General features: G+C 36.0%; 23 protein-coding genes. 12 read left to right on the plus strand and 11 right to left on the minus strand.

Going from position 1 to position 20,755, the window contains the following annotated elements:
- Window positions 1-31: 31 nt before the first annotated feature.
- The 3 genes from DFQ08_RS13605 to DFQ08_RS13615 are packed head-to-tail and all read left to right on the plus strand — an operon-like array spanning window position 32 to window position 1,838.
- Window positions 32-673, plus strand: a complete 642-nt coding sequence (locus DFQ08_RS13605; RefSeq protein ID WP_114310588.1) for an O-methyltransferase — start codon at window positions 32-34, stop codon at window positions 671-673.
- A 6-nt stretch (window positions 674-679) separates the two neighbouring features.
- Window positions 680-1,459: a HipA family kinase gene (locus tag DFQ08_RS13610; protein WP_114310589.1), complete on the plus strand. Its 780-nt coding sequence runs from the start codon at window positions 680-682 to the stop codon at window positions 1,457-1,459.
- A complete protein-coding gene (locus DFQ08_RS13615) occupies window positions 1,449-1,838 on the plus strand; it encodes a DUF3037 domain-containing protein (RefSeq protein WP_114310795.1) in 390 nt (129 codons plus the stop codon). Before DFQ08_RS13610 ends, DFQ08_RS13615 begins: the two co-directional genes overlap by 11 nt.
- Window positions 1,839-1,911: 73 nt before the next feature.
- Here the strand turns inward: DFQ08_RS13615 and DFQ08_RS13620 are convergent, their stop codons facing one another.
- From DFQ08_RS13620 to DFQ08_RS13645, 6 genes are all read right to left on the minus strand, one after another.
- Window positions 1,912-3,414 carry a S8 family peptidase gene (locus tag DFQ08_RS13620; RefSeq protein ID WP_114310590.1) on the minus strand — a complete coding sequence of 501 codons (1,503 nt, stop codon included), beginning with the start codon at window positions 3,412-3,414 and terminating at the stop codon, window positions 1,912-1,914.
- A gap of 115 nt (window positions 3,415-3,529) precedes the next feature.
- Entirely contained in the window at window positions 3,530-3,820 is a 291-nt protein-coding gene (locus DFQ08_RS13625; RefSeq protein WP_114310591.1) for a Sec-independent protein translocase subunit TatA/TatB, read from the minus strand.
- A 98-nt stretch (window positions 3,821-3,918) separates the two neighbouring features.
- Window positions 3,919-6,219, minus strand: coding sequence for a M1 family metallopeptidase (locus tag DFQ08_RS13630; RefSeq protein WP_114310592.1), 2,301 nt, complete (start codon window positions 6,217-6,219; stop codon window positions 3,919-3,921).
- 66 nt (window positions 6,220-6,285) lie between these two features.
- Window positions 6,286-6,792: a DUF6702 family protein gene (locus DFQ08_RS13635; RefSeq protein WP_114310593.1), complete on the minus strand. Its 507-nt coding sequence runs from the start codon at window positions 6,790-6,792 to the stop codon at window positions 6,286-6,288.
- A 42-nt stretch (window positions 6,793-6,834) separates the two neighbouring features.
- Window positions 6,835-7,647, minus strand: coding sequence for a hypothetical protein (locus DFQ08_RS13640; RefSeq protein WP_114310594.1), 813 nt, complete (start codon window positions 7,645-7,647; stop codon window positions 6,835-6,837).
- Complete coding sequence (locus DFQ08_RS13645; RefSeq protein ID WP_114310595.1) at window positions 7,634-8,452, minus strand: peptidase associated/transthyretin-like domain-containing protein; 819 nt, start codon at window positions 8,450-8,452, stop codon at window positions 7,634-7,636. The genes DFQ08_RS13640 and DFQ08_RS13645 overlap by 14 nt, the downstream gene beginning before the upstream one ends.
- A 141-nt stretch (window positions 8,453-8,593) precedes the next feature.
- On the opposite strand from DFQ08_RS13645, the gene pepE reads away from it, so the two are divergent.
- Window positions 8,594-9,301, plus strand: a complete 708-nt coding sequence (gene pepE / locus DFQ08_RS13650; RefSeq protein WP_114310596.1) for a dipeptidase PepE — start codon at window positions 8,594-8,596, stop codon at window positions 9,299-9,301.
- 1 nt (window position 9,302) lies between these two features.
- On the opposite strand, the gene DFQ08_RS13655 is transcribed toward pepE, so the two are convergent.
- Entirely contained in the window at window positions 9,303-9,728 is a 426-nt protein-coding gene (locus DFQ08_RS13655; protein ID WP_114310597.1) for a GNAT family N-acetyltransferase, read from the minus strand.
- 158 nt (window positions 9,729-9,886) lie between these two features.
- Entirely contained in the window at window positions 9,887-10,273 is a 387-nt protein-coding gene (locus DFQ08_RS13660; protein ID WP_114310598.1) for an ankyrin repeat domain-containing protein, read from the minus strand.
- Between the two features lie 265 nt (window positions 10,274-10,538).
- Between DFQ08_RS13660 and gpmI the strand changes: the two genes are divergently transcribed.
- Window positions 10,539-12,056: a 2,3-bisphosphoglycerate-independent phosphoglycerate mutase gene (gene gpmI / locus DFQ08_RS13665; RefSeq protein WP_114310599.1), complete on the plus strand. Its 1,518-nt coding sequence runs from the start codon at window positions 10,539-10,541 to the stop codon at window positions 12,054-12,056.
- Between the two features lie 43 nt (window positions 12,057-12,099).
- Window positions 12,100-12,498 carry a BT0820 family HAD-type phosphatase gene (locus DFQ08_RS13670; protein ID WP_114310600.1) on the plus strand — a complete coding sequence of 133 codons (399 nt, stop codon included), beginning with the start codon at window positions 12,100-12,102 and terminating at the stop codon, window positions 12,496-12,498.
- Between the two features lie 10 nt (window positions 12,499-12,508).
- Here the strand turns inward: DFQ08_RS13670 and DFQ08_RS13675 are convergent, their stop codons facing one another.
- Window positions 12,509-13,777 carry an acetyl-CoA hydrolase/transferase family protein gene (locus DFQ08_RS13675; protein WP_114310601.1) on the minus strand — a complete coding sequence of 423 codons (1,269 nt, stop codon included), beginning with the start codon at window positions 13,775-13,777 and terminating at the stop codon, window positions 12,509-12,511.
- Window positions 13,778-14,127: 350 nt separating this feature from the next.
- Here DFQ08_RS13675 and map point away from each other — a divergent pair, with 350 nt between their 5' ends.
- The 4 genes from map to DFQ08_RS13695 all read left to right on the plus strand — a co-directional run bounded on the left by map (window position 14,128) and on the right by DFQ08_RS13695 (window position 17,101).
- Complete coding sequence (map, locus tag DFQ08_RS13680; protein WP_114310602.1) at window positions 14,128-14,946, plus strand: type I methionyl aminopeptidase; 819 nt, start codon at window positions 14,128-14,130, stop codon at window positions 14,944-14,946.
- A 12-nt stretch (window positions 14,947-14,958) separates the two neighbouring features.
- Entirely contained in the window at window positions 14,959-15,732 is a 774-nt protein-coding gene (locus DFQ08_RS13685) for a DUF3050 domain-containing protein (RefSeq protein WP_114310603.1), read from the plus strand.
- Between the two features lie 203 nt (window positions 15,733-15,935).
- The gene (locus tag DFQ08_RS13690) at window positions 15,936-16,718 is read left to right on the plus strand and encodes a class I SAM-dependent methyltransferase (protein ID WP_114310604.1); all 783 of its coding nucleotides are present in this window, start codon (window positions 15,936-15,938) and stop codon (window positions 16,716-16,718) included.
- Window positions 16,719-16,732: 14 nt separating this feature from the next.
- Complete coding sequence (locus DFQ08_RS13695; RefSeq protein ID WP_114310605.1) at window positions 16,733-17,101, plus strand: DUF423 domain-containing protein; 369 nt, start codon at window positions 16,733-16,735, stop codon at window positions 17,099-17,101.
- 63 nt (window positions 17,102-17,164) lie between these two features.
- Here DFQ08_RS13695 and DFQ08_RS13700 read toward each other — a convergent pair whose 3' ends face one another.
- Window positions 17,165-18,145: an FAD:protein FMN transferase gene (locus tag DFQ08_RS13700; protein WP_114310606.1), complete on the minus strand. Its 981-nt coding sequence runs from the start codon at window positions 18,143-18,145 to the stop codon at window positions 17,165-17,167.
- A 60-nt stretch (window positions 18,146-18,205) separates the two neighbouring features.
- The gene (locus tag DFQ08_RS13705; RefSeq protein WP_114310607.1) at window positions 18,206-18,583 is read right to left on the minus strand and encodes a Na(+)-translocating NADH-quinone reductase subunit F; all 378 of its coding nucleotides are present in this window, start codon (window positions 18,581-18,583) and stop codon (window positions 18,206-18,208) included.
- A gap of 309 nt (window positions 18,584-18,892) precedes the next feature.
- On the opposite strand from DFQ08_RS13705, the gene DFQ08_RS13710 reads away from it, so the two are divergent.
- A complete protein-coding gene (locus tag DFQ08_RS13710; RefSeq protein ID WP_147269479.1) occupies window positions 18,893-20,338 on the plus strand; it encodes a sensor histidine kinase in 1,446 nt (481 codons plus the stop codon).
- Window positions 20,331-20,726 carry a response regulator gene (locus DFQ08_RS13715; protein ID WP_114310609.1) on the plus strand — a complete coding sequence of 132 codons (396 nt, stop codon included), beginning with the start codon at window positions 20,331-20,333 and terminating at the stop codon, window positions 20,724-20,726. Before DFQ08_RS13710 ends, DFQ08_RS13715 begins: the two co-directional genes overlap by 8 nt.
- The last annotated feature ends 29 nt before the right edge of the window (window positions 20,727-20,755 follow it).

Consider the following 20,755-nt stretch of genomic DNA (forward strand, 5'->3'; position numbering starts at 1 on the left):
CATATCTCATCTGTTTATTTAAATCCATGCCATGTATTTTTTACCTGAAGCCTTAGATCAGTACGTCGTTGCACACTCGGAGCAAGAGCCTGCATTATTACAGCAACTTACACGAGAAACGTATCAAAAAATATTACAACCCATTATGCTTAGCGGCCCTTATCAAGGACGTGTCTTAAGCATGGTGGCTAAACTAATAAGGCCAGAACGTATTTTAGAATTGGGCACCTTTACAGGCTATGCTACCTTATGTTTAGCAGAAGGCTTACCATCTTCAGGAATCTTACACACTATTGACGTTAATGAAGAATTGGTCGACTTTCAACGTAAATACTTCGATCGCTCCGCATACGGTTCACAAATTATTCAGCATACCGGAAGTGCTATAGATATTATTCCGACCCTAAAAGAAACTTTCGACTTGGTATTTATTGATGCTGACAAACCGAATTACAGTAATTATTTTCACTTAATTATTGATAAATTAAATCCTGGTGGAATCATTTTATCCGACAATGTATTATGGCACGGAAAAGTGGTAGAACCTGTAGGTAAAAAAGACATCTCTACCCAGGCTATTTTGGACTATAACACGCTCTTAAAATCAGATCCCCGAGTTGAAACCGTAGTCCTACCCATTAGGGATGGCTTAACTATTAGTAGAAAATTATAAGCGCTTATGTCTCATATTGAAATAAGAACTGTAGAGGTTGTAAAGTACATTACCCCTTTAAGAGAAGGTGGCTCATTACCTGCCATTGTAGAAGCTAGTGATGGGTTTCTCTATGTGTTGAAGTTTAGAGGCGCCGGACAAGGTAAAAAGGCCCTAATCTCTGAATTTATGGGCGGGGAATTAGCACGTGCTATTGGTTTAAAAGTTCCTGAATTGGTATTTATGCATTTAGACGATTCGTTTAGTAAAACTGAACCGGATGAAGAAATTCAAGATCTACTAAAATTTAGCGTTGGCCTTAATCTTGGCTTACACTATCTAAGCAGCGCCATTACCTATGACCCTTTAGTATCAGAAGCCGATGCTTTAACCTCTTCTAAAATTGTACTTTTAGACAGTATTATAAGTAATATAGACCGAACAGTAAAAAACACCAACCTCTTAAATTGGCATAAAGAATTGTGGGTTATAGACCACGGGGCTAGTTTTTATTTTCATCATAATTGGCCTATTTGGGAGCAACATCTTAACCGCAGCTTTCCGCTTATAAAAGACCATGTGTTATTAGAGCGTGCCACTAAATTAACCGAAGCTTCAGAAGGAATTATCGGGGCATTGACACCAGAAGTTATTGAAGATATTGTTTCAAAAATCCCGGAAGATTGGCTGCATAACGAATCGGACACCATGCGTCCAGAGTCCATAAAAGCAGCCTATATAACCTACCTGAATTCTCGACTTTCTAAAATAGATGTATTAGTTAAAGAAGCCAATGATGCCAGATAAAGTGACTTTTGAATACGCAATTATTAGATTTGTACCTCGTGTAGAACGCGAAGAATTTTTTAATGTTGGTGTGATCTTATTCTCCAAACGCAAGAAATTTTTAGCTGTTAAATTTCATGTAGACCATCATAAACTAAAAGCCTTTCCTGATGCTTTAGATTTAGAAACGGTCAATGCTTATTTACAAGCATGGGATAGCATCGCAAAAGGCGATTCAACCTCAGGAAAAATTGGTGAATTTGAAATGTCGGACCGGTTTAGATGGTTAGCGGCTTCTAGAAGTACAGTGATTCAAAGTTCTAAAACGCATTCCGGATTAACAGACAATCCTGAAGAAACTCTACAATGCATCTTTGAACAACAGGTGTTACATCCGTAGTATTAAGCCATAAAAAAAGCAAGGTTCAACATAATGAACCTTGCTTTTTTTTTAGCTTGAAATTTTACTGTATTTACTGCACTGCTTGTAAAGCATCAATATTTCCATACCCAAAACTGCTGTTCTTATTAGGGTAAAATTCTGAAGACTGCTTTAAACGATTTATAATTTGGCTTCTAGTCCAAGTTGGATATTTAGACCAGATTAATGCCGAAATCCCTGCTGTGGTTGCCGTTGCCACAGACGATCCGCCTGTATAACGACGTTCGCCATTATAAAAACTTAAAACAGGAGGCGCTTTACTGGTATTATTATCACCTTCCATAATAATGGTAAAGTCAATTTTACTTCCGCTATGGCAGGTTTCACAACGCTCATAACTGCTTCCGTCATTAACTCCTGTAACAGCTATGGTTTCGCTCATGGTAGCCGGAAAAATAACGCCATACCCATTGGTAAAGCTTGTAGAGGTTCCGCCTGCAGCAAAGATTAGCTTTCCTTTACTGTAAGCGTATTTTACAGCATCTTCTATATTGCTTATCGACCAAACATACCCAATAGACATCGAAATAATTTTAACGTCGTTACGATTCCCTAATTGCGTTAAAGCATCAGACACGCCCTTGCGCTCATGATAATCATTTAACAACACATCTTCTGTGGCTCTATACGCCACTAAATTGGCATTATAAGCCACACCCACTGGCATGCCGTTATCGTTTCTTGGTGCTGCCATGGTAGATCCCATTGCAGTTCCATGTCCGCATTTATCATGAACGCCATCATAATTGCTAGACCACCACCAATTAGAGTCTATAAAAGTCCCATACTTCTCTACAGATCGTCCAGAAGAATAGCCGTCGTTAAACCCTACAGTATTTAATAAGTTTTGAGATTTTGAAACGCCTGTATCAATTAAACCAATGGTAATACCAGCTCCTGTAGATTCGGTCCAAGCTTGTTGTATATTATGCTCATTAAAATGCCAAGACACTTGAGCATTGTTGGGTGAAACCGTGTCATAATGCGCCGGATTAATAGAAGCTCCAGCCGTATCGCATCCCGAACTGGATTTTTGAACGACCTCAGCCGTATATTGGTTATAGCCATTAGGTTCTAAGTACCTCACATCCGTACTTTCTCTTAAGGCCATAATGGTTTCTATTTTGGTAACCTCCGCATCAAAAACGGTTAAGACTTGATCTTCTCGAATCTTAAAATCCGCTTTACTTACGGCTTCTTCATTTCTAATCGTGTTGATGAGTTCGTTCTTTTTTCTGATGAGTTCGGCATCTGGCTTTTCAGAAAAACTTTGTCCTTCGTTACCATAGCCAACGGTTAAAACATATTGTCCGTGGGTTAAGGCACTCCAAAGGAAATGGGCGTCCACATCATTCCAATTAAAGTCTCCTGTACTTTCAATGTGCTCACTAATGTGTGCATTAATCGCTTCAACAGTAAGGGGTTCTTCAGGAAATTGTAATGTAGCGTCTGACGACTCTGTTAGGGTCTCTTTAGAACAAGACCACACTGAAATGGCAAGGATAAATGTCAGGATAACGTAAATTCTTTTCATATTACATATATTTAGATAATGAATTGATTCTAAATATATTAAATATAAACCTGAAATTTAAAGGCGAATTTAATTTTTCGACAAAAAACAGAAAGGTTTACTGAGAAATCAGCAATTATTGATTGCGCTTAAGCGATCCTGTAAAATCTTCAAGATCATCTTTTACCTTATTTAATTCGTCTTTAACGCTTTTAGTAACGTCATTATCAATAAGGCTATTGTCTTGAGCACTTTTTGTGACTTCGTGCTTAATGTCATTGGTAGCATCTTTAATTTGACGCATTGCCTGACCGAGTCCACGTGCGATTTCGGGAAGTTTGTCTGCACCAAATACCAATATAACTATAAATAGTATAAAGACGATTTCAGTACCTCCAATAAATAAAAATGTTTGTAGTTGTATCACGTTGCAAATATAAAGTGAGTTTGTGAATAATGCACCTCAAATAAAGAAATAAAAAAGCCGACTTCAAAAAAAGTCGGCTTAAACTTATGTTATAATATTTAGTTTCTCACTTTTTGCTTAAACTTATCGAAGTCGCTTGATTTAACTTCTTTAGGCCAAGAATTATTAGAAGTGTCAACATCTGCAGTTTCTAAATCAGGATCTACTACGATACTTACAATTTCTTTTTCACTGGCAATAGCTTTACTCACTTCTTGATCATTAAGTCTCCAAACTTGTGCTGGGTACGTTTCTCTAGACGTTGTTCCGTCTGCATAAGTATACTCAACAATTAAAGGCATTACTAACCCGCCTGGCTTTTCAAAAGTAACTTCGTAAAAGAATTTAGGCGTCGTTTTCATTTCCTTCTGTTGTGCCGGCGTAAAGTTATCCATAATGTATTCTTTTACAGTTGGCAAATCATCTATGCTTTCATTACGCTTCATTGATGCTTCGTAACCTTCTTCACCTTCAGCAATAAAATACACTAAACTTTTAGGGTCTATATTATTACGTTCAGCTATTTTCTTTCCATTTTCATTAGGAGTAGATGTTACGGCAAATTTCTTCACTTCTTTAACACCAATATCAGTGTAATCTGTAGTATAGAACCATCCTCTCCAGAACCAATCTAAATCAACAGCAGAGGCATCTTCCATAGTACGGAAAAAGTCTTCTGGTGTTGGGTGTTTAAACATCCATCGGTTAGCATACTCACTAAATGAATAATCAAAAAGCTCACGCCCCATGATGGTTTCTCTTAAAATATTTAAAGCTGTAGCTGGTTTACCATAAGCATTATTACCAAATTGGTAAGTATTTAAACCTTTAGTCATAATAGGAGCAATATAATCTTGCTTTCCTCCCATATATCTTACTATATTTTTAGCAGGTCCTCTTCTTGAAGGATATACTTTATCATTTTTAGATAATGCTGTAGGATACCATTCGCCAAAATCTTGTTCTGCAACATATTGCGTAAAAGTGTTTAAACCTTCATCCATCCATGTCCACTGACGTTCATCACTATTTACAATCATTGGAAACCAATTGTGCCCCACTTCATGAATAATAACACTAATCATTCCGTATTTTACTCTATCTGAGTAACTACCATCTTTATCCGGACGACCATAATTCCAACAAATCATTGGATATTCCATACCTTGCTGTCTAGCATGAACAGAAATTGCTTTATGGTAAGGATAATCAAAAGTCATTCTAGAATACGTTTTTAATGTACTCGCAACTGCTTTAGTAGACCATTGCTCCCATAAAGGGTTTCCTTCTTTTGAATATAAGGATACCGCCATTACATCTTTATCGCCTAATTTTACAGCCATCATATCCCATAAAAACTTACGAGAGGTTGAAAAACCAAAATCACGCACCATTTTAGCAGATAATTTCCAAGTCTTTTTCTTTTTACTTTTAGACTTCTCTGCTTTCTCAGCTTCATCTTGTGTTACTATCATTACAGGTTCATCATATGATTTCTTCGCTTTTTTATAACGTTTCATCATATCTTTAGTGAACACCTCTTCTCTATTGGTTAAAACCCCTGTACCATCTAAAATATGATCTGCAGGCACAGTGATATTTACGTCAAAATTACCAAATGGTAACGCAAATTCATCACGCCCCCAAAATTGAGAATTTTGCCATCCTTCTACATCATTATAAACAGCCATACGTGGATAAAACTGAGCTATAACGTATAAACGATTATCGTTTTCTTCAAAATACTCGTATCCCGAACGTCCACCATCCTTTATATAATCATTAATGGTATACCACCATTTGATTTTGAATGAGAATTTATCTCCAGATTTCATTGGTTTTGGTAACTCTACACGCATCATTGTACGGTTAATTGTATGCTCTAAATCGTTACCGTTAACGTCTTTTACGTGCTCTATATGAAAACCACCATCAAAAGATTCTTTTAAGTAAGATTTTACCACACTAGAAGAGATTGCAACAGGTCTTATCACAGAGTTATTAATCAATGGCGTTTTAGAATCTCCCGCACGCATATTCTGGTCTAACTGTACCCAAAGGTAATTTAGCTCGTCTGGTGAATTATTGGTATAAGTAATGGTTTCATCACCGTATAACTTTGCGTTATCATCATCGATTTCGATGTCCATTTGGTAATCGGCTTGTTGCTGATAGTACCCTGGTCCTGGTGCTCCAGATCCTGTTCTAAATACATTTGGAGTCGAAAACTCGTCGTATAATTGCTTGAATTTGTTTTGGTTAGTATGCCCTTGCTGGCGTTCTGGTTTTACCTCATCTTGAGCATATGTGCTAAACGAGGTAAAAAGCATAGCGCATAAAACGTACTTAAGTAATTTCATAGTTATTGTTAGTGTTATTAAAAAGTGATGCCTAAAGTAATAATTTATGGCGGTTTTGGTAGTGTTTTACTTAAAGTTTAACATGCAGGTATCCTTCTCTGGAACGAGTAGGAAGCTTTTATTTTGGTTTAAAAGTTTTAACCGAACAATATTTTCTTGGTCTTCAAAGACATCAAAAAGAACTTGATTAGTAACTTCTATAGATTGTATAGCGGGTAAATTTTCAATTTCTAAATAACAATAGGTAATGCCTTCTTTATATTCTTTTCCTAAGAAATTAAATTTGATTTCAGCTCCATTAACCTTCAGCCTTAATTTATCGGTTAAATAACGCTCCATATATACCGCTACCAATTCAGATTCATCTTCTGAGGTTAAAGTAAGACTGTCATCATAACGTTTCCGAATTAAGGTTTCGAAATCGTCGGTATAAATTTGAGTGATTATTTGAAGTGATTGCTCCTTCTGAACATACTCTACTTCGGTAACACTCACATAATATTCATGCTCTGCCTCATTAGACATCAAAAATGGCAAAATGAGAAATGCGATTAAAACGGGGATGGATTTCATTTTTATTTAAGGGAATTCAAAAGTTTACAAGTGTGCTCAAAATTACTCTTTATTAAATGATTTTCTATGCCCTTGGTAGACTTTAAGCTTTTCTTGTAAAAACTCGATTAAGACAATGTCATTATTTTCTTGACAAAGCTCTAGAAAGCGTTCATCTTCTTGGCAAAAAAGAAAATACTCTGTACGCAGGTTCTCAGCGAGGTCTACATTTTCAAAAAGGAAAGTTTCATAATCGCGCTTTAAGCGATTGATACAGCCCTCTCGTTTATCTAATTCTACAATAGCTTTTAATTTTTTGGTACGCCCACTAATGCTATTTAGTAATTTATGGAGGTTTACACTTGGTCCTAAACCATTGGTACCTCCTAATAGACTTACCATTGCGCCGGCATCAGCATCATAAAGTTTACGCTCATTTTGGGTTAACGGTTTTCCTGTATACCCTGGAATTCCTAAATCGTAAAAATTCACTTCAGGCTTTAGGTTTAAGTTTTCAATATCAGAGGTCAAACTTCCTGTAAAAATTTTGCCCACAACAACCTCATCAAGTTCACTTACATTTTTTTCCATGAATACCTCAAATTGTCCAAGCGCTACCATAGAAGCGGTAATTATCACTTCTTGTTTTTTATATTGAACCCCAGAAATAATTAAGGTATCTGACGCTTTCGCAGGGATTATAAAATGCCCATCGTCTTGAGAAATGGTGTATTCTGCTGCGGTTTTATTTTGAATATGTAAACCTTCAAGCTCTGCTTCTGCCACAAGTTGCCCCTTGAGATCAACCCGCTGTGCATGGCCCCAAACAAAACTGAGAAAAGCAATACCAAAAAGAAATCGTTTAATCTTTTGCACTATTCTCCTTTAAGAAAGCTTTACTTAATTGTGAAATACGCTCTAGAAGCTGCATTTCTTTACCTTCTTCAAATAAAGTAGGATCCACACCTTGTGCTTCAACATAATCCGTAAAGGCCTCCACTTGTTCTAAAGGTATATCAAAATTATTGTGAATATAATTGACGCTAAACGTATCTAAAGCTTGTTTAAAAGGAGTGAGTTCTTTTAACTTTTCATCTTTAGTCTTAGACCCTTTAAAATCTAAATCAACCACCTGTTTTAATAAAAATCCGGCCACATTGACCAAGTCTAACATATGCTCCATATGCGGATGGTACTCGTTAAAAGCAAGGTTATCTGCCTTAGTTTTATAATCGGCAGAAAACTCAAAATCTTCAATATGGTCTAAGCCAAAATACACATCGTCTAAACTTACATTATAGGTCCGCACGTTTTCTAAATCGGTATATAAATTCCCCGTTAAATCGAAAGGTAACAAGACCACCTCATCTAACTTATTAACTTCTTCCACTAAAATAACGGTAAGACGCTTAGAGGCAATAACTTTTTCTGTAATCACCACGGTAAAATCTTTAAACTGAAGTGCTCCAAATTCTATAACATCATTTAAACCAACGGCTAGCTCAAAGTTTCCATCAGCATCAGTATAGGTCCCTTTATTAGCTGAAGAATTAAAAACAGCTACACCTTCTTTTTCATCTATGGAGACCACAATTCTACCTTTTACAGTAACGCGATCTATATTTTGAGCGTAAGTTACAAGGGTAAAAATCCCGAATAATAAGAGTAATGTTTTCTTCATAATTTGATTCTTTTATTAAAAATCGGGTTTATTCTTGAATTGACACAGAAATTGAATAGTAAAAATTTGTTAAATGATTGAAGCTTCCTTTTAAAAAAGTTTAATTTTCTTTGCCGTAATAAAGCGTTAAAACCTAAAAATTTGAAATCAATTATAATTGCAAGCACTTCTACCATACATGGAAGTGGTTATTTAGAATACTTACTAGAACCTCTAAAAATTCATTTTAAAAATGCCGACACCATTTTGTTTGTGCCTTACGCTAGACCCGGTGGTATATCTCATGATGATTACACCAGTACGGCGGCTAAAGCCTTTGCCAAAATTGGTAAATCGGTACGAGGACTTCATGAATTTGATGATGCTGAAGCGGCGGTTAAAAATGCTGAAGGTATTTTTGTGGGTGGTGGTAACACCTTTGTTTTAGTAGACCAGTTGTATAAGAACAACGCCTTATTAGCCCTAAAAGAAGCTGTTATTAAGGGGACTCCTTATTTGGGAACAAGTGCAGGAAGCAACATTTGTGGTTTAACCATGAACACCACTAATGACATGCCTATTGTGTACCCTCCAAGTTTTAAAACTTTGGGCTTAGTACCCTTTAACATCAATCCGCATTATTTAGATCCTATTGAAGGCAGTACCCATATGGGAGAAACTAGAGAAACTCGAATAAAAGAATTCCATATTTACAATAGCCCACCTGTTATTGGACTAAGGGAAGGAAGTTGGATTGCCGTCGAAGGCAACACCCTTCGTTTACAGGGCACTTTAGAGGCGCGTATATTTGAGTACAATAAAACGCCGTATGAGGTGGCTCCTAATTCCGATTTAACCTTCTTAAAATAGTTTATATTTTTTTAAGAAAGTGATAGCCTAGTATTTGAAACCCTTCATTATAATAAAACTTATGTGAAGGGTAATTTTGCACGTAAGTATTCAGTTCTATAGACTGGTAGCCTTTCGCTTTTATATAATTGGCAATCCAAGCCATAAATTGTTTTCCTAGGCCACTTCCACGGTGTTCCGATTGAATATACACATGATCGAGTTCTGCTGATTTACCGATATAGTGTCGGGTACAAAACCACATCCCTGTTACGCCAATTAGTGCCTCGTTATGCTTAATTACCGCACATTCATAATTCTGTTGCTGCATCTCTTTAAAACGCGATTGCAACACGTCTAAACTTATTTTTCCATTATTAAGCTCATAAACAAGGGGCACAATATTTTGCAATTCTGCATTGGGTAATATTTGAAACTGATAATCCATAGGGGGAAACTTAAAACAGCAAAAGTAAATCTTTTTTCAGCTTCTAATGTTCACACTACGCCCCCGCTCTTGTTAAAAAATATATAAAACTAAAAAAGCGTCCTGACGGACGCTTTTCAAACTAACTAACTCAAATATTTGTCTACTCTTAGACCTAACTATTTTTTAAAACGCTTAAGAAATGACGCCGCTTCTTTGGCGTTTGATTTCTCAGCATAGCGCACAGGTGTAAATCCGGCATCACATGAGCGGTGAATTTCAGAACCTGCAGTGATAAGCGCTTTTATAATTTCTACACGGTTATATTTTGCGGCATAATGAATGGGCATTAAACCATTAGATTTTGCATTGACGTCTGCCCCTGCTTCAATAAGTTTATTAACCTCTTGTAGGTCGCCTTTTGCTACAGCTTTACACAACGGACTCACCTTTACAGGATTGGTGACCACCGGATAAGATTCTAAAGCTATTGCAGCATGAACAGCATTGACATTTGACATTGAAAACCCAAAGGCTAAAGCGAATACGATTACTGATTTTTTCATGATGAAAGATTTTAATGAATTGATTGTTTATATTTTGATTATACCAAATAGACGACTTATCAGAACAAGTGTTACAGCAATTAGGAAGTGATAACGATTTTTTAACACCCTAACGTTTAATTTGTTAAGGTTTTCACAATATTTAACCCCTAGGTTATCAATGTTTTAAAAAATCTTAAAACAGCGTTAACACGCTAAATTTTTTCACGTTACGAATTTGTGTTAGCGTTGTAAGTGTTATCTTTGAAGAACAAATTATAGACACATGAATAAGAAGGTTATTTTAATGATTTTAGATGGTTGGGGAAAATCTCCTGACCCTAAAGTTTCGGCAATTGACAATGCACAAACCCCATTTATAGATTCGTTATATACGACGTATCCTAACGCAAGTTTAAGGACCGACGGCCTGCACGTAGGATTACCTGAAGGCCAAATGGGAAATAGTGAAGTAGGACATATGAATTTGGGTGCTGGACGCATCGTATACCAAGATTTGGTAAAAATAAATCTTGCTGTTGAGAACAATACCTTACGTGAAGAACCTGTTTTAAAAACAGCTTTTGAATACGCTAAAACCAATAACAAAAACGTACACCTTTTAGGATTAGTAAGTGATGGTGGAGTGCATTCTCATATTAAGCATCTTTTTGGATTATTAGAGGCGACAAACGATTACGGCTTAGACAACGTTTTTGTTCATGCTTTTACCGATGGTAGAGATGTAGACCCTAAATCTGGTGCCGGTTTTATTGCCGATTTAGAACAACACCTTGAAAATAACTCAGCCAAATTAGCAACTGTAACTGGACGTTATTACGCTATGGATAGAGATAAGCGTTGGGAACGTGTTAAATTGGCTTACGATGCTCTTGTACAGGGAGAAGGTGAAAAAACTAACGATGTGGCAGCTGCTATTAAAGCTAATTACGCTAACGATGTTACCGATGAATTTATAAAGCCAATTATTGCTACAGACGCTAATAACACTCCTGTTACCACCATTAAAGAGGATGATGTTGTAATCTTCTTTAACTTTAGAACAGACCGTGGACGCCAATTAACTGAGGCCTTATCACAGAATGATTTCCATGAGTATAATATGCATAAGTTAAACTTACATTATGTGACTTTAACCAACTATGACGATAAGTACGAAGGTATAAATGTAGTTTTCAACAAAGACAATTTACAAGAAACACTTGGAGAGGTCTTAGAAAAGCACCAGAAAAAGCAGATTCGTATTGCTGAAACTGAAAAATACCCACATGTTACATTTTTCTTTTCTGGAGGACAAGAAAACCCGTTTGAAGGTGAAACAAGAATTCTTAGAAATTCGCCAAAAGTTGCCACTTACGATTTAAAACCAGAAATGAGTGCTTACGAATTGCGTGATGCTTTAGTACCGGAATTAGAAAAAGGCGAGGTCGATTTTGTCTGTCTTAACTTTGCTAATGGAGATATGGTCGGTCATACAGGTGTTATGGAAGCAGCAATACAAGCCTGTGAACATGTTGACACTTGCGTAAAAGATGTAGTAACAACTGCTTTAAACAACGATTATACCACCATCTTAATTGCAGATCATGGAAACTGTGAGACTATGATTAACCCTGATGGTAGCCCTAATACGGCACATACCACAAATCCAGTCCCAATTATTTTAATTGATAAAGATTTAGAATCAATAGAAGATGGTATTTTGGGTGATGTGGCTCCAACAATTTTAAAACTAATTGGACTTCCTCAACCCAAGGCAATGACACAAAAGAGTCTTGTATAACAGCTTGATAATTGTATTTTTGTCCTTGACTTGAATAAGAAGCATGAATTTTCAGAACAGATTAATTATAGCCGTTGATTTTGATGGCACCATAGTAGATGACGCCTATCCGAAGATTGGTAAAACGCGTATTTTCGCTTTTGAAACCTTAAAACGTCTTCAGCAAGATGGCCATCGATTAATACTATGGACCTACAGATGTGGTTCTAAATTAGATGAAGCGGTAGAATTTTGTAAAGCAAACGGCATAGAGTTCTATGCCGTTAACGCTAGTTTTCCTGAAGAAAAATTTGATCCCAACAGAAGTCGGAAAATTCATGCTGACTTATTTATTGATGACAGAAATATAGGGGGAATTCTAGGTTGGGGAGAAGTTTATCAACTCATCACCAACGAAGAACCCAAAATCAATACTCCCCCTAAAAAATGGTGGCAATTTTAATTCCTGCCACTTATTTTATCATATCAAAATAGGCTTTATCAATAGCCTCTCTATGATCTGGATGTGCGATATCTACTAAGGCTTTTGTTCTGTCCTTAATCGTTTTACCATATAAATTGGCAATTCCGTATTCCGTTACGACATAATGCACGTGAGCTCTAGAAGTTACAACCCCTGCACCTGGTTTTAATACAGGAACAATTCTACTAATACCACTTTTAGTTACTGATGGTAGTGCAATTATGGCCTTACCGCCGTCACTTAAAGACGCCCCTCTAATAAAGTCCATTTGTCCTCCCACGCCTGAATACATATTAGAACCAATAGAATCGGCACAAACTTGCCCTGTTAAATCAATTTCTATAGCCGAATTAATAGCGACCATTTTAGGGTTTTGCTTAATATAAGAGGTATTATTGGTGTAGTTAGACGCACGCATTTCTACAAAAGGATTATCATCTACATAATCGTACAAGCGTTTAGAACCAATTAAAAAGGTAGACAACGCACGACCACGATTAATCTTTTTATAATTTCCTGTAATGACGTTACTTAGAATTAAATCGATAACACCATCAGAAAACATCTCGGTATGCAAACCAAGGTCTTTATGGTTTGTTAAACGCGTTAAAACAGCATTGGGTATAGAACCAATTCCCATTTGTAGTGTACTTCGGTCTTCAATTAGACTTGCCACATAGTTCCCAATCTTACTTTCAATAGCACTCGGTTCAGCCATATGATGTTCTGGAATAGCTTCGTCAGCTTCTACAAAATAATCGATTTCAGAAACATGTAATATACCAGCACCATGAGTTCTTGGCATTTGCGGGTTTACTTGGGCAATGACGATCTTAGCATTATCTACAGCTGCTAAAGTAGCCTCTACAGAAACCCCTAAAGAGCAATAACCATGACGGTCTGGAACCGACACATGAATTAATACTACATCTATATCTAATATATTTTGATGAAACAATCTGGGCAATTCACTTAAAAAAACAGGCGTATAAGAGCCATTGCCGGCCTTTAAGGTGTGTCTTACATTTTTTCCTATGAAAAAGGAATTCACATGAAAACTGTCTTTATATATGGGATCAGCATAAGGCGCAACACCCTCGGTATGCAAGTGACATACTTCTACATTTCTGAGTTCCTCATGTCTTGCTGACAAGGCTTTTACAAGCGATTGAGGGGCTGCTGCTGCAGCTTGAATATAAACACGATCATTAGACTTAACAACTTTTAAGGCTTCTTCTGCGGTAACGGTTTTGTACATAATAATTATATTTTATGCGACAAATTTAGAGTACAAAAAGGACCTATAAACTGTTATTTATCATGTTTTGGAAATAATTTAAAATTCTTAAACACAGTAAATCATCACATTACTCGCTTCATTGACCAAACCTTAAATTTCAAATTAAGTTGTCAAGATATTCATTAAAAGGCCGTTCCGTTTTCTTTCAGAAAAAAGCAAAACCACTTTGTTTAAGACATCAGAAAATGGTCTCATAAATAAAGACACCCCATTTTTTTTCACAGTTTCATAAAAAAAGGTTATTTCTTATCTGTAATTTATACCAAGAAAATGGGAATACCTATCTTTGCCGCTCAATAATAGGAATCATGATTATAGTAAAAACAGCAGAGGAAATTGAATTAATGCGTCAAAGCGCCCTTATCGTATCTAAAACCTTAGGGATGCTCGCTAAAGAAACTAAAGAAGGGGTAACCACCAATCATTTAGATGCTATAGCGGAAGAGTTTATTAGAGATATGGGAGCTATCCCAGGATTTAAAGGACTTTACGATTGTCCTTCTACGTTATTATGTAGTGTTAATGATGCCGTTGTACATGGTTTACCTACAGATGTCCCTTTAAAAGATGGTGATATCGTATCTATAGATTGTGGTTCAATAATGAATGGTTTTTATGGCGACCATGCCTACACGTTTGAAATTGGTAACGTTGCTGAAGAAACTAAAAAGTTAATTCAGGTGACTAAAGAATCCCTTTATAAAGGTATTGAACAATTAAAATTAGGAAACAGAGTTGGTGATGTTGGTTACGCTATTCAGCAGCATACTGAAGCTCAAGGCTACGGTGTTGTCAGAGAGTTAGTGGGGCATGGTTTAGGACGCAAAATGCACGAAGATCCTGAAATGCCTAACTACGGAAAACGTGGTCGTGGTAAGAAGTTTATTGAAGGTATGGTTGTGGCTATAGAACCTATGATTAATTTAGGAACCCACAAAGTAAAGCAATTGAGCGACGGTTGGACGATTGTTACCCAAGATGGAAAACCAAGTGTGCACTTTGAACATGATGTGGCCATTGTAGATGGAAAACCAGAAATACTTTCAACTTTTGCTTATGTACATGAAGCTTTAGGGATTACTTCTGATGAAGAAACTCCATTTAGACAAAATGCTTTAGTACTCTAAACCTTATTTTTTATGACGATTGAACACTTAGAAAGCCAGTTAGCCGATTTAAGAGAAGCCTTAAACCATCATAAATTATATAGTGCCTTAGCCTCTATTGAGGATATTAAGGTTTTTATGGAACAGCACGTGTATGCTGTTTGGGATTTTATGTCGCTTTTAAAAGCTCTTCAGAATCAATTAACCTGCACCACACTTCCATGGACACCGGTAACGAATCCGGCGACCTCACGTTTTATTAATGAGATTGTTTTAGGGGAAGAAAGCGATGTTAATGAACTTGGAGAACCTAAAAGTCATTATGAAATGTACTTGGACGCCATGCAGCAAGTTGGAGCTAGTACACAACCTATTGAAAGCTTTGTACAGTTAATTGAACAAGGACATTCTGTGGCACAAGCTTCTCAGATTACAGCCTTACCAGAAGCTACAGCAACTTTTGTAAACTATACGTTTAAGGTTATCGCTACGCAAGCCTCGCACAAAATTGCCGCTGCATTTACATTTGGACGTGAAGATGTGATTCCTGATATGTTTTTTCAGATCATAAATCAGTCTAAAACCAGCGACAATACCTATAGCAAACTCACCTACTATTTAAAACGTCATATTGAATTAGACGGTGATGAGCATGGCCCACTTTCCTTAAAAATGATTGAGGAATTATGTGGTGACGATGAACAAAAATGGAACGAAGCTTTAGAAGTAGCGAAAGCCTCTTTACAGCAACGTATTGCACTTTGGGATGGTATTTATAATTTAATTTCTAGTCCAATAGAAGCCTAGGTATTGAGCGCAGAGGGGTAGAAAAATTCACCGATGTACATACCGTTCAAATATTGGCGTATAAGGTATTTGGTGATTATCCCATTGGACGGTTACTCAATGGCAACATTAAATTAAAAAAATGGTATAAAACGATTCATAAATAACACACAGTCAGTACTCCGAAAAACGCTGTGCATTTTCATGAATCTCTGAGTAACAGTATGAAAAAACTCTTTAAACTCATCCTTAATACAGTCCCAAGACCTTTACTCATAAGGCTTAGCTATTTGGCAAGCCCAATTTTAACCGTCTTATTAAAAGGAGATAAATTCACTGATCCTATAGATGGTAAACAGTTTAAAACCTTTTTACCTTATGGTTATGGCAATCAACGGAACAATGTGTTATCGCCTTCAACTTTAAGTTTAGAGCGTCACCGATTGTTATGGTTGTATTTACAAAATGAAACTAATTTATTTTCACGAGATACGGCATCAAGTGCAGCATTAAGTGTTCTTCATTTTGCTCCAGAACAATGTTTTTTAAAACGGTTTAGAGCTTTAAAAAATTTAAACTATACCACTACAGATTTGCTATCACCTATTGCCGATGTCAAAGCAGATATATGTGATTTACCCTTCGAAGCTAATAGTTACGATATTATTCTCTGTAATCATGTTTTAGAACACATCCCTGATGATACTAAAGCCATGCAAGAACTATATCGCGTTATGAAACCTGGTGGTTATGGAGTGTTTCAAATTCCGCAAGACCTATCCAGAACAGAAACATTTGAAGATGATTCAATAACGGATAAAGCGGAACGTGCTAAGATTTTTGGACAATACGACCACGTTAGGGTTTATGGGCGTGATTATTTTGATAAGCTGCGTTCTATAGGCTTTAAAGTTGAAGAGGTCAATTATACAGCGTCACTTTCTGATGAAGACATTGAAAAATACTGTTTAGCTAAAGGTGAAATTATTCCTGTAGTTTATAAATAATACAACTTATTAAAATGACACAACACATTATAATTGCTACAGGTGCTTTATTTGGAATGTTAGCCGTAATCTTTGGAGCTTTTGGTGCCCATGCTTTAAAGAAAGTTTTATCTACAGACCAATTACACAGTTTTGAAGTGGGTATAAGGTATCAAATGTATCACGCCATCGTATTACTCGCTTTAGGTCTAAGCGCAACCAACGTCACCACAGCAACGTATTGGTGTTTTACAATCGGTATTATACTCTTCTCGTTTAGTATATACGGATTGGTATTATCTGATGCTAAAGGTAAAAAACTTCGATTTTTAGGCCCTGTGACGCCATTAGGAGGTCTACTTTTAGTTATCGGTTGGTTATTGGTATTGATTAATGCGTTTTAAGAAACGCATCTTAACGCTTCAATAAAACACCAACTTACTCTATAAAAGCTTAAGAGCTTAAGCTTATTCCGGGAAATTATTCAAGGCTAAAGTCTCAAATTCTTTGGCTTCATTCTCAAAAATAATAAATACTTTGACCTCCGGGTGCTTTTCGGCAAAGGCTCGTACTTTTTCTATTCCCATAGCCTGAAAAGCAGTTGCATAACCATCAGCAGTCATGCAATCTTCGGCAAGTACCGAAACACTTAATATATGAGTTTTTGATGGGTAGCCTGTTTTAGTATCAATGATATGCGCATAGCGGTTTCCATTCTCATCAACTTTAAACTTACGGTAAGTTCCTGAGGTCGCCATAGCCTGATCTGTAAGTTCTATAACCTTAGAATAGGATTGTTCTCCCTCAAAATTAGGATCGTCAATACCAACTTTCCAAGCCGTTTGTTTTTCTAGGTTAATACCTTTTGCTCTAAGCTCTCCTCCTATTTCCACTAAATAATTAGTCACATTCTGCTGCTCTAAAAACTCAGCAATAACATCTACAGAATACCCTTTTGCTATGGCATTAAAATCAATAAAAGAACCTTCATTTTTTATGACTTTATCGGCCTTTAGCCCCATTCTATTAAAACCAACATATTTCATTAAACCTTTAATCGCAGCACTATCAATATGAGCAATTTTTCCTTCGGGCCCGAAATCCCAAGCGTTAACTACGGCACCTATTGTAGGATCTAGTGCCCCTTCAGTTTGTCTATAAATTTTCTTGGCCTGCGTAAATACTCTTTTAAAATGGGCATCAACCTCTAGGACTTCACCCTTATTAATTCTAGAGATTTTAGACTCTGGAATATAAGTAGACATCGACATGTTAATGACGTTAAAAAGGCTATCAAATTGCTTTTTATAATTAACATCCTTTGGCGAATGGTATTGCACACTGAATGAGGTTCCGAATACAGGACCTGATAACTTTATATTCTTAGGTTCTTTTTCGCAAGCCATAAAAAGCAAAGCGAGACTAAATAATAGAAGTAATTTTTTCATTTTAAAAACGGAATTAGGGCGTATGTTAATAGCTTATTAGCCTAAGGTGAATTATTGATTTTAATTGAGATTCATGTCTAAAACTTGAATACCATTATACTCTATAAGATAGTCTTCATTGAGGTAAATAGGGAGGTCTTCCCCTTTAGGATTTCCGAGACCAACCCCTGCGTACAACACTTTAGCATCCTTGTCAAAAGCATGCTTTTTAAAGGTTTCCATCCAAACCACATCATAATTATTAGGGTTTTCTGGCAATAGAACAGCGCGTACAATTACAAAATAATATTGATTGTTCTTATCGATACACACAAATTGTGGATGCCGTTTAAGTTTACTATTGATGGCTATAAATTCGAATCCACGTGCTTCTAAATCTTTACCTACATGATTCATGGCAAGATTATGTAGTTCTTGAGGTGTCAGTGCTTTACTCATGCCACAAAAATACAAACTTGACGATTAAAATGGTATAATAAGCGTATTGATTATAAGACAAAATTTTGCGGTCTACGTTAATGAAAACACAGCCCTTATGGTTTGATATTTTTTAGCCATTTAGAACAATAATCTAATAATTCCGCATCAAAAGCAGAAAACACTTACAGATAAATTAATGTTTATCGTCTTATCGTGTATTTTATATTTTATAAACAGAATTTAAAAGTTATATTTGCTCTTTAAAACCCCTCAAAATTCTTCATTTTGTATACCCCTAATACGCCATCTCATAATAACATTAACTTATTGAATTTCATACAAGAACGGGCCTCAATTGGTACTTGGGAATACAATCCTAAATCGTCGGAACTGAATTGGAGTAACCAAACAAAAAAGATCCACGAAGTGGCCTTAGATTTTGAACCTAATGTGGAAATAGGATTAACATTTTATAAGGAAGGGCATAGTTTAGAAACTATAAATGAATTATTTACGAACTGTTTAGAAGAACATAAAGACTTTGATGCCGAGGTTCAGATTGTTACCGCTACTGGAAAAGACAAATGGGTAAGAGCCATCGGTATACCCATTGTTGAAAATAATGAATGTGTATTTGTACAAGGTTTATTTCAAGATATTGATAACCGAACCAAGAATGCGAAAGCTTTAGCATTAAAAGAAGAGCAATTACGACTCACCTTTGATACCGCCTTAGTAGGAATGGCCATTATAGATTTGGAAGGTCAGTGGATTAACGTCAACAAAAGTCTTTGTAAAACTTTTGGGTACAATAAGGAAGAGATAAAATCCCTTTCGTTTATGGATCTTACTCATCCTGATGATCTTAAAAAAGATTATAAGGCCATGTTGAGTATGATGAGTGGGAATTTAGATTATTTTGAAACAGAGAAACGTTACATCAACAAGAAAGGCGAAACCATATGGGCACAATTATTTATTTCAATTGTAAGAAATGATAACGGTGTGCCTCAGCATTTTGTAGCCCAAATTAATGACCATACAGAGATCAAGAAAAGCAGTGAAAAAGTGAATCAATTACTCAGAACTACTGAAGACCAAAATAAGCGCCTACTTAATTTTGCGCATATTGTATCGCATAATTTAAGGTCGCACTACGGAAATTTAGATATGCTATTGGATATTATTGAAATGGATTTGCCTGAAACCACCGACAATGAAATCTTTCCCTTGGTAAAACAAGCCGTGAGTCATTTAGGTGAAACTGTAGCCAACTTAAATGAAGTGGCGGCTATAAATATTCAAAAGGATTTAAAAACCGAAAAATTAAATTTACTAAAGTGTTTTAACGGGGCATTCTCCAGTATCTCTGCACTCATTATAGAGTCTAAAACCTCAGTTTCTGTAGATATAGATCCGGATATTGCTATTAAAGGCGTACCGGCCTATTTAGATAGTATTATCCTGAACTTTTTAACGAATGCTATTAAATATAAAAAACCTCAAGAGCCAGCCAAAATAGAAATAAATGCCCGTGTAGATCAAGACGATGTAATCTTAGAAATAAGAGATTATGGCCAAGGAATCGATTTAAAAAAGTATGGCGAAAAGTTATTTGGAATGTATAAAACATTTCATAAGCATGAAGATTCAAGAGGTCTTGGTCTGTTTATAACCAAAAACCAAATAGAAGCACTTGGCGGTAAAATTGACGTAAAGAGTCAAGTTAACGAAGGGACAACCTTCTACATATATCTAAAAAAATATGAATAAAATTGACGTTGCTTGCATCATTGATGACGATCCTATTTTCATTTTTGGGGCCAAAAGAATGATGGAATTATCAGATTTCTGTAATTCATTTATGGTCTTTAAAAATGGCCAAGAAGCTATAAATAATCTAAAACCGATAATGAATGCGGGTCAAAATGTTCCTGATGTTATCTTATTAGATATTAACATGCCTATTATGGATGGCTGGCAGTTTCTAGATGAATTTGTTAAAATTGAATCGCATAAGAAAATGACCATCTATATTGTGAGTTCCTCTATAGATCCGGTAGATATTAAACGCGCTGAACGCTACGATAATATTACCAATTACATTATAAAGCCTATTTCATTACAAACCTTAAAAAATATCCTAGAAGAAACGCTTTAAGGGGTTTACAACAGCACTTTTATAAAGTT

This window comes from Winogradskyella arenosi, assembly GCF_003337305.1.
Lineage (GTDB): Bacteria > Bacteroidota > Bacteroidia > Flavobacteriales > Flavobacteriaceae > Winogradskyella > Winogradskyella arenosi.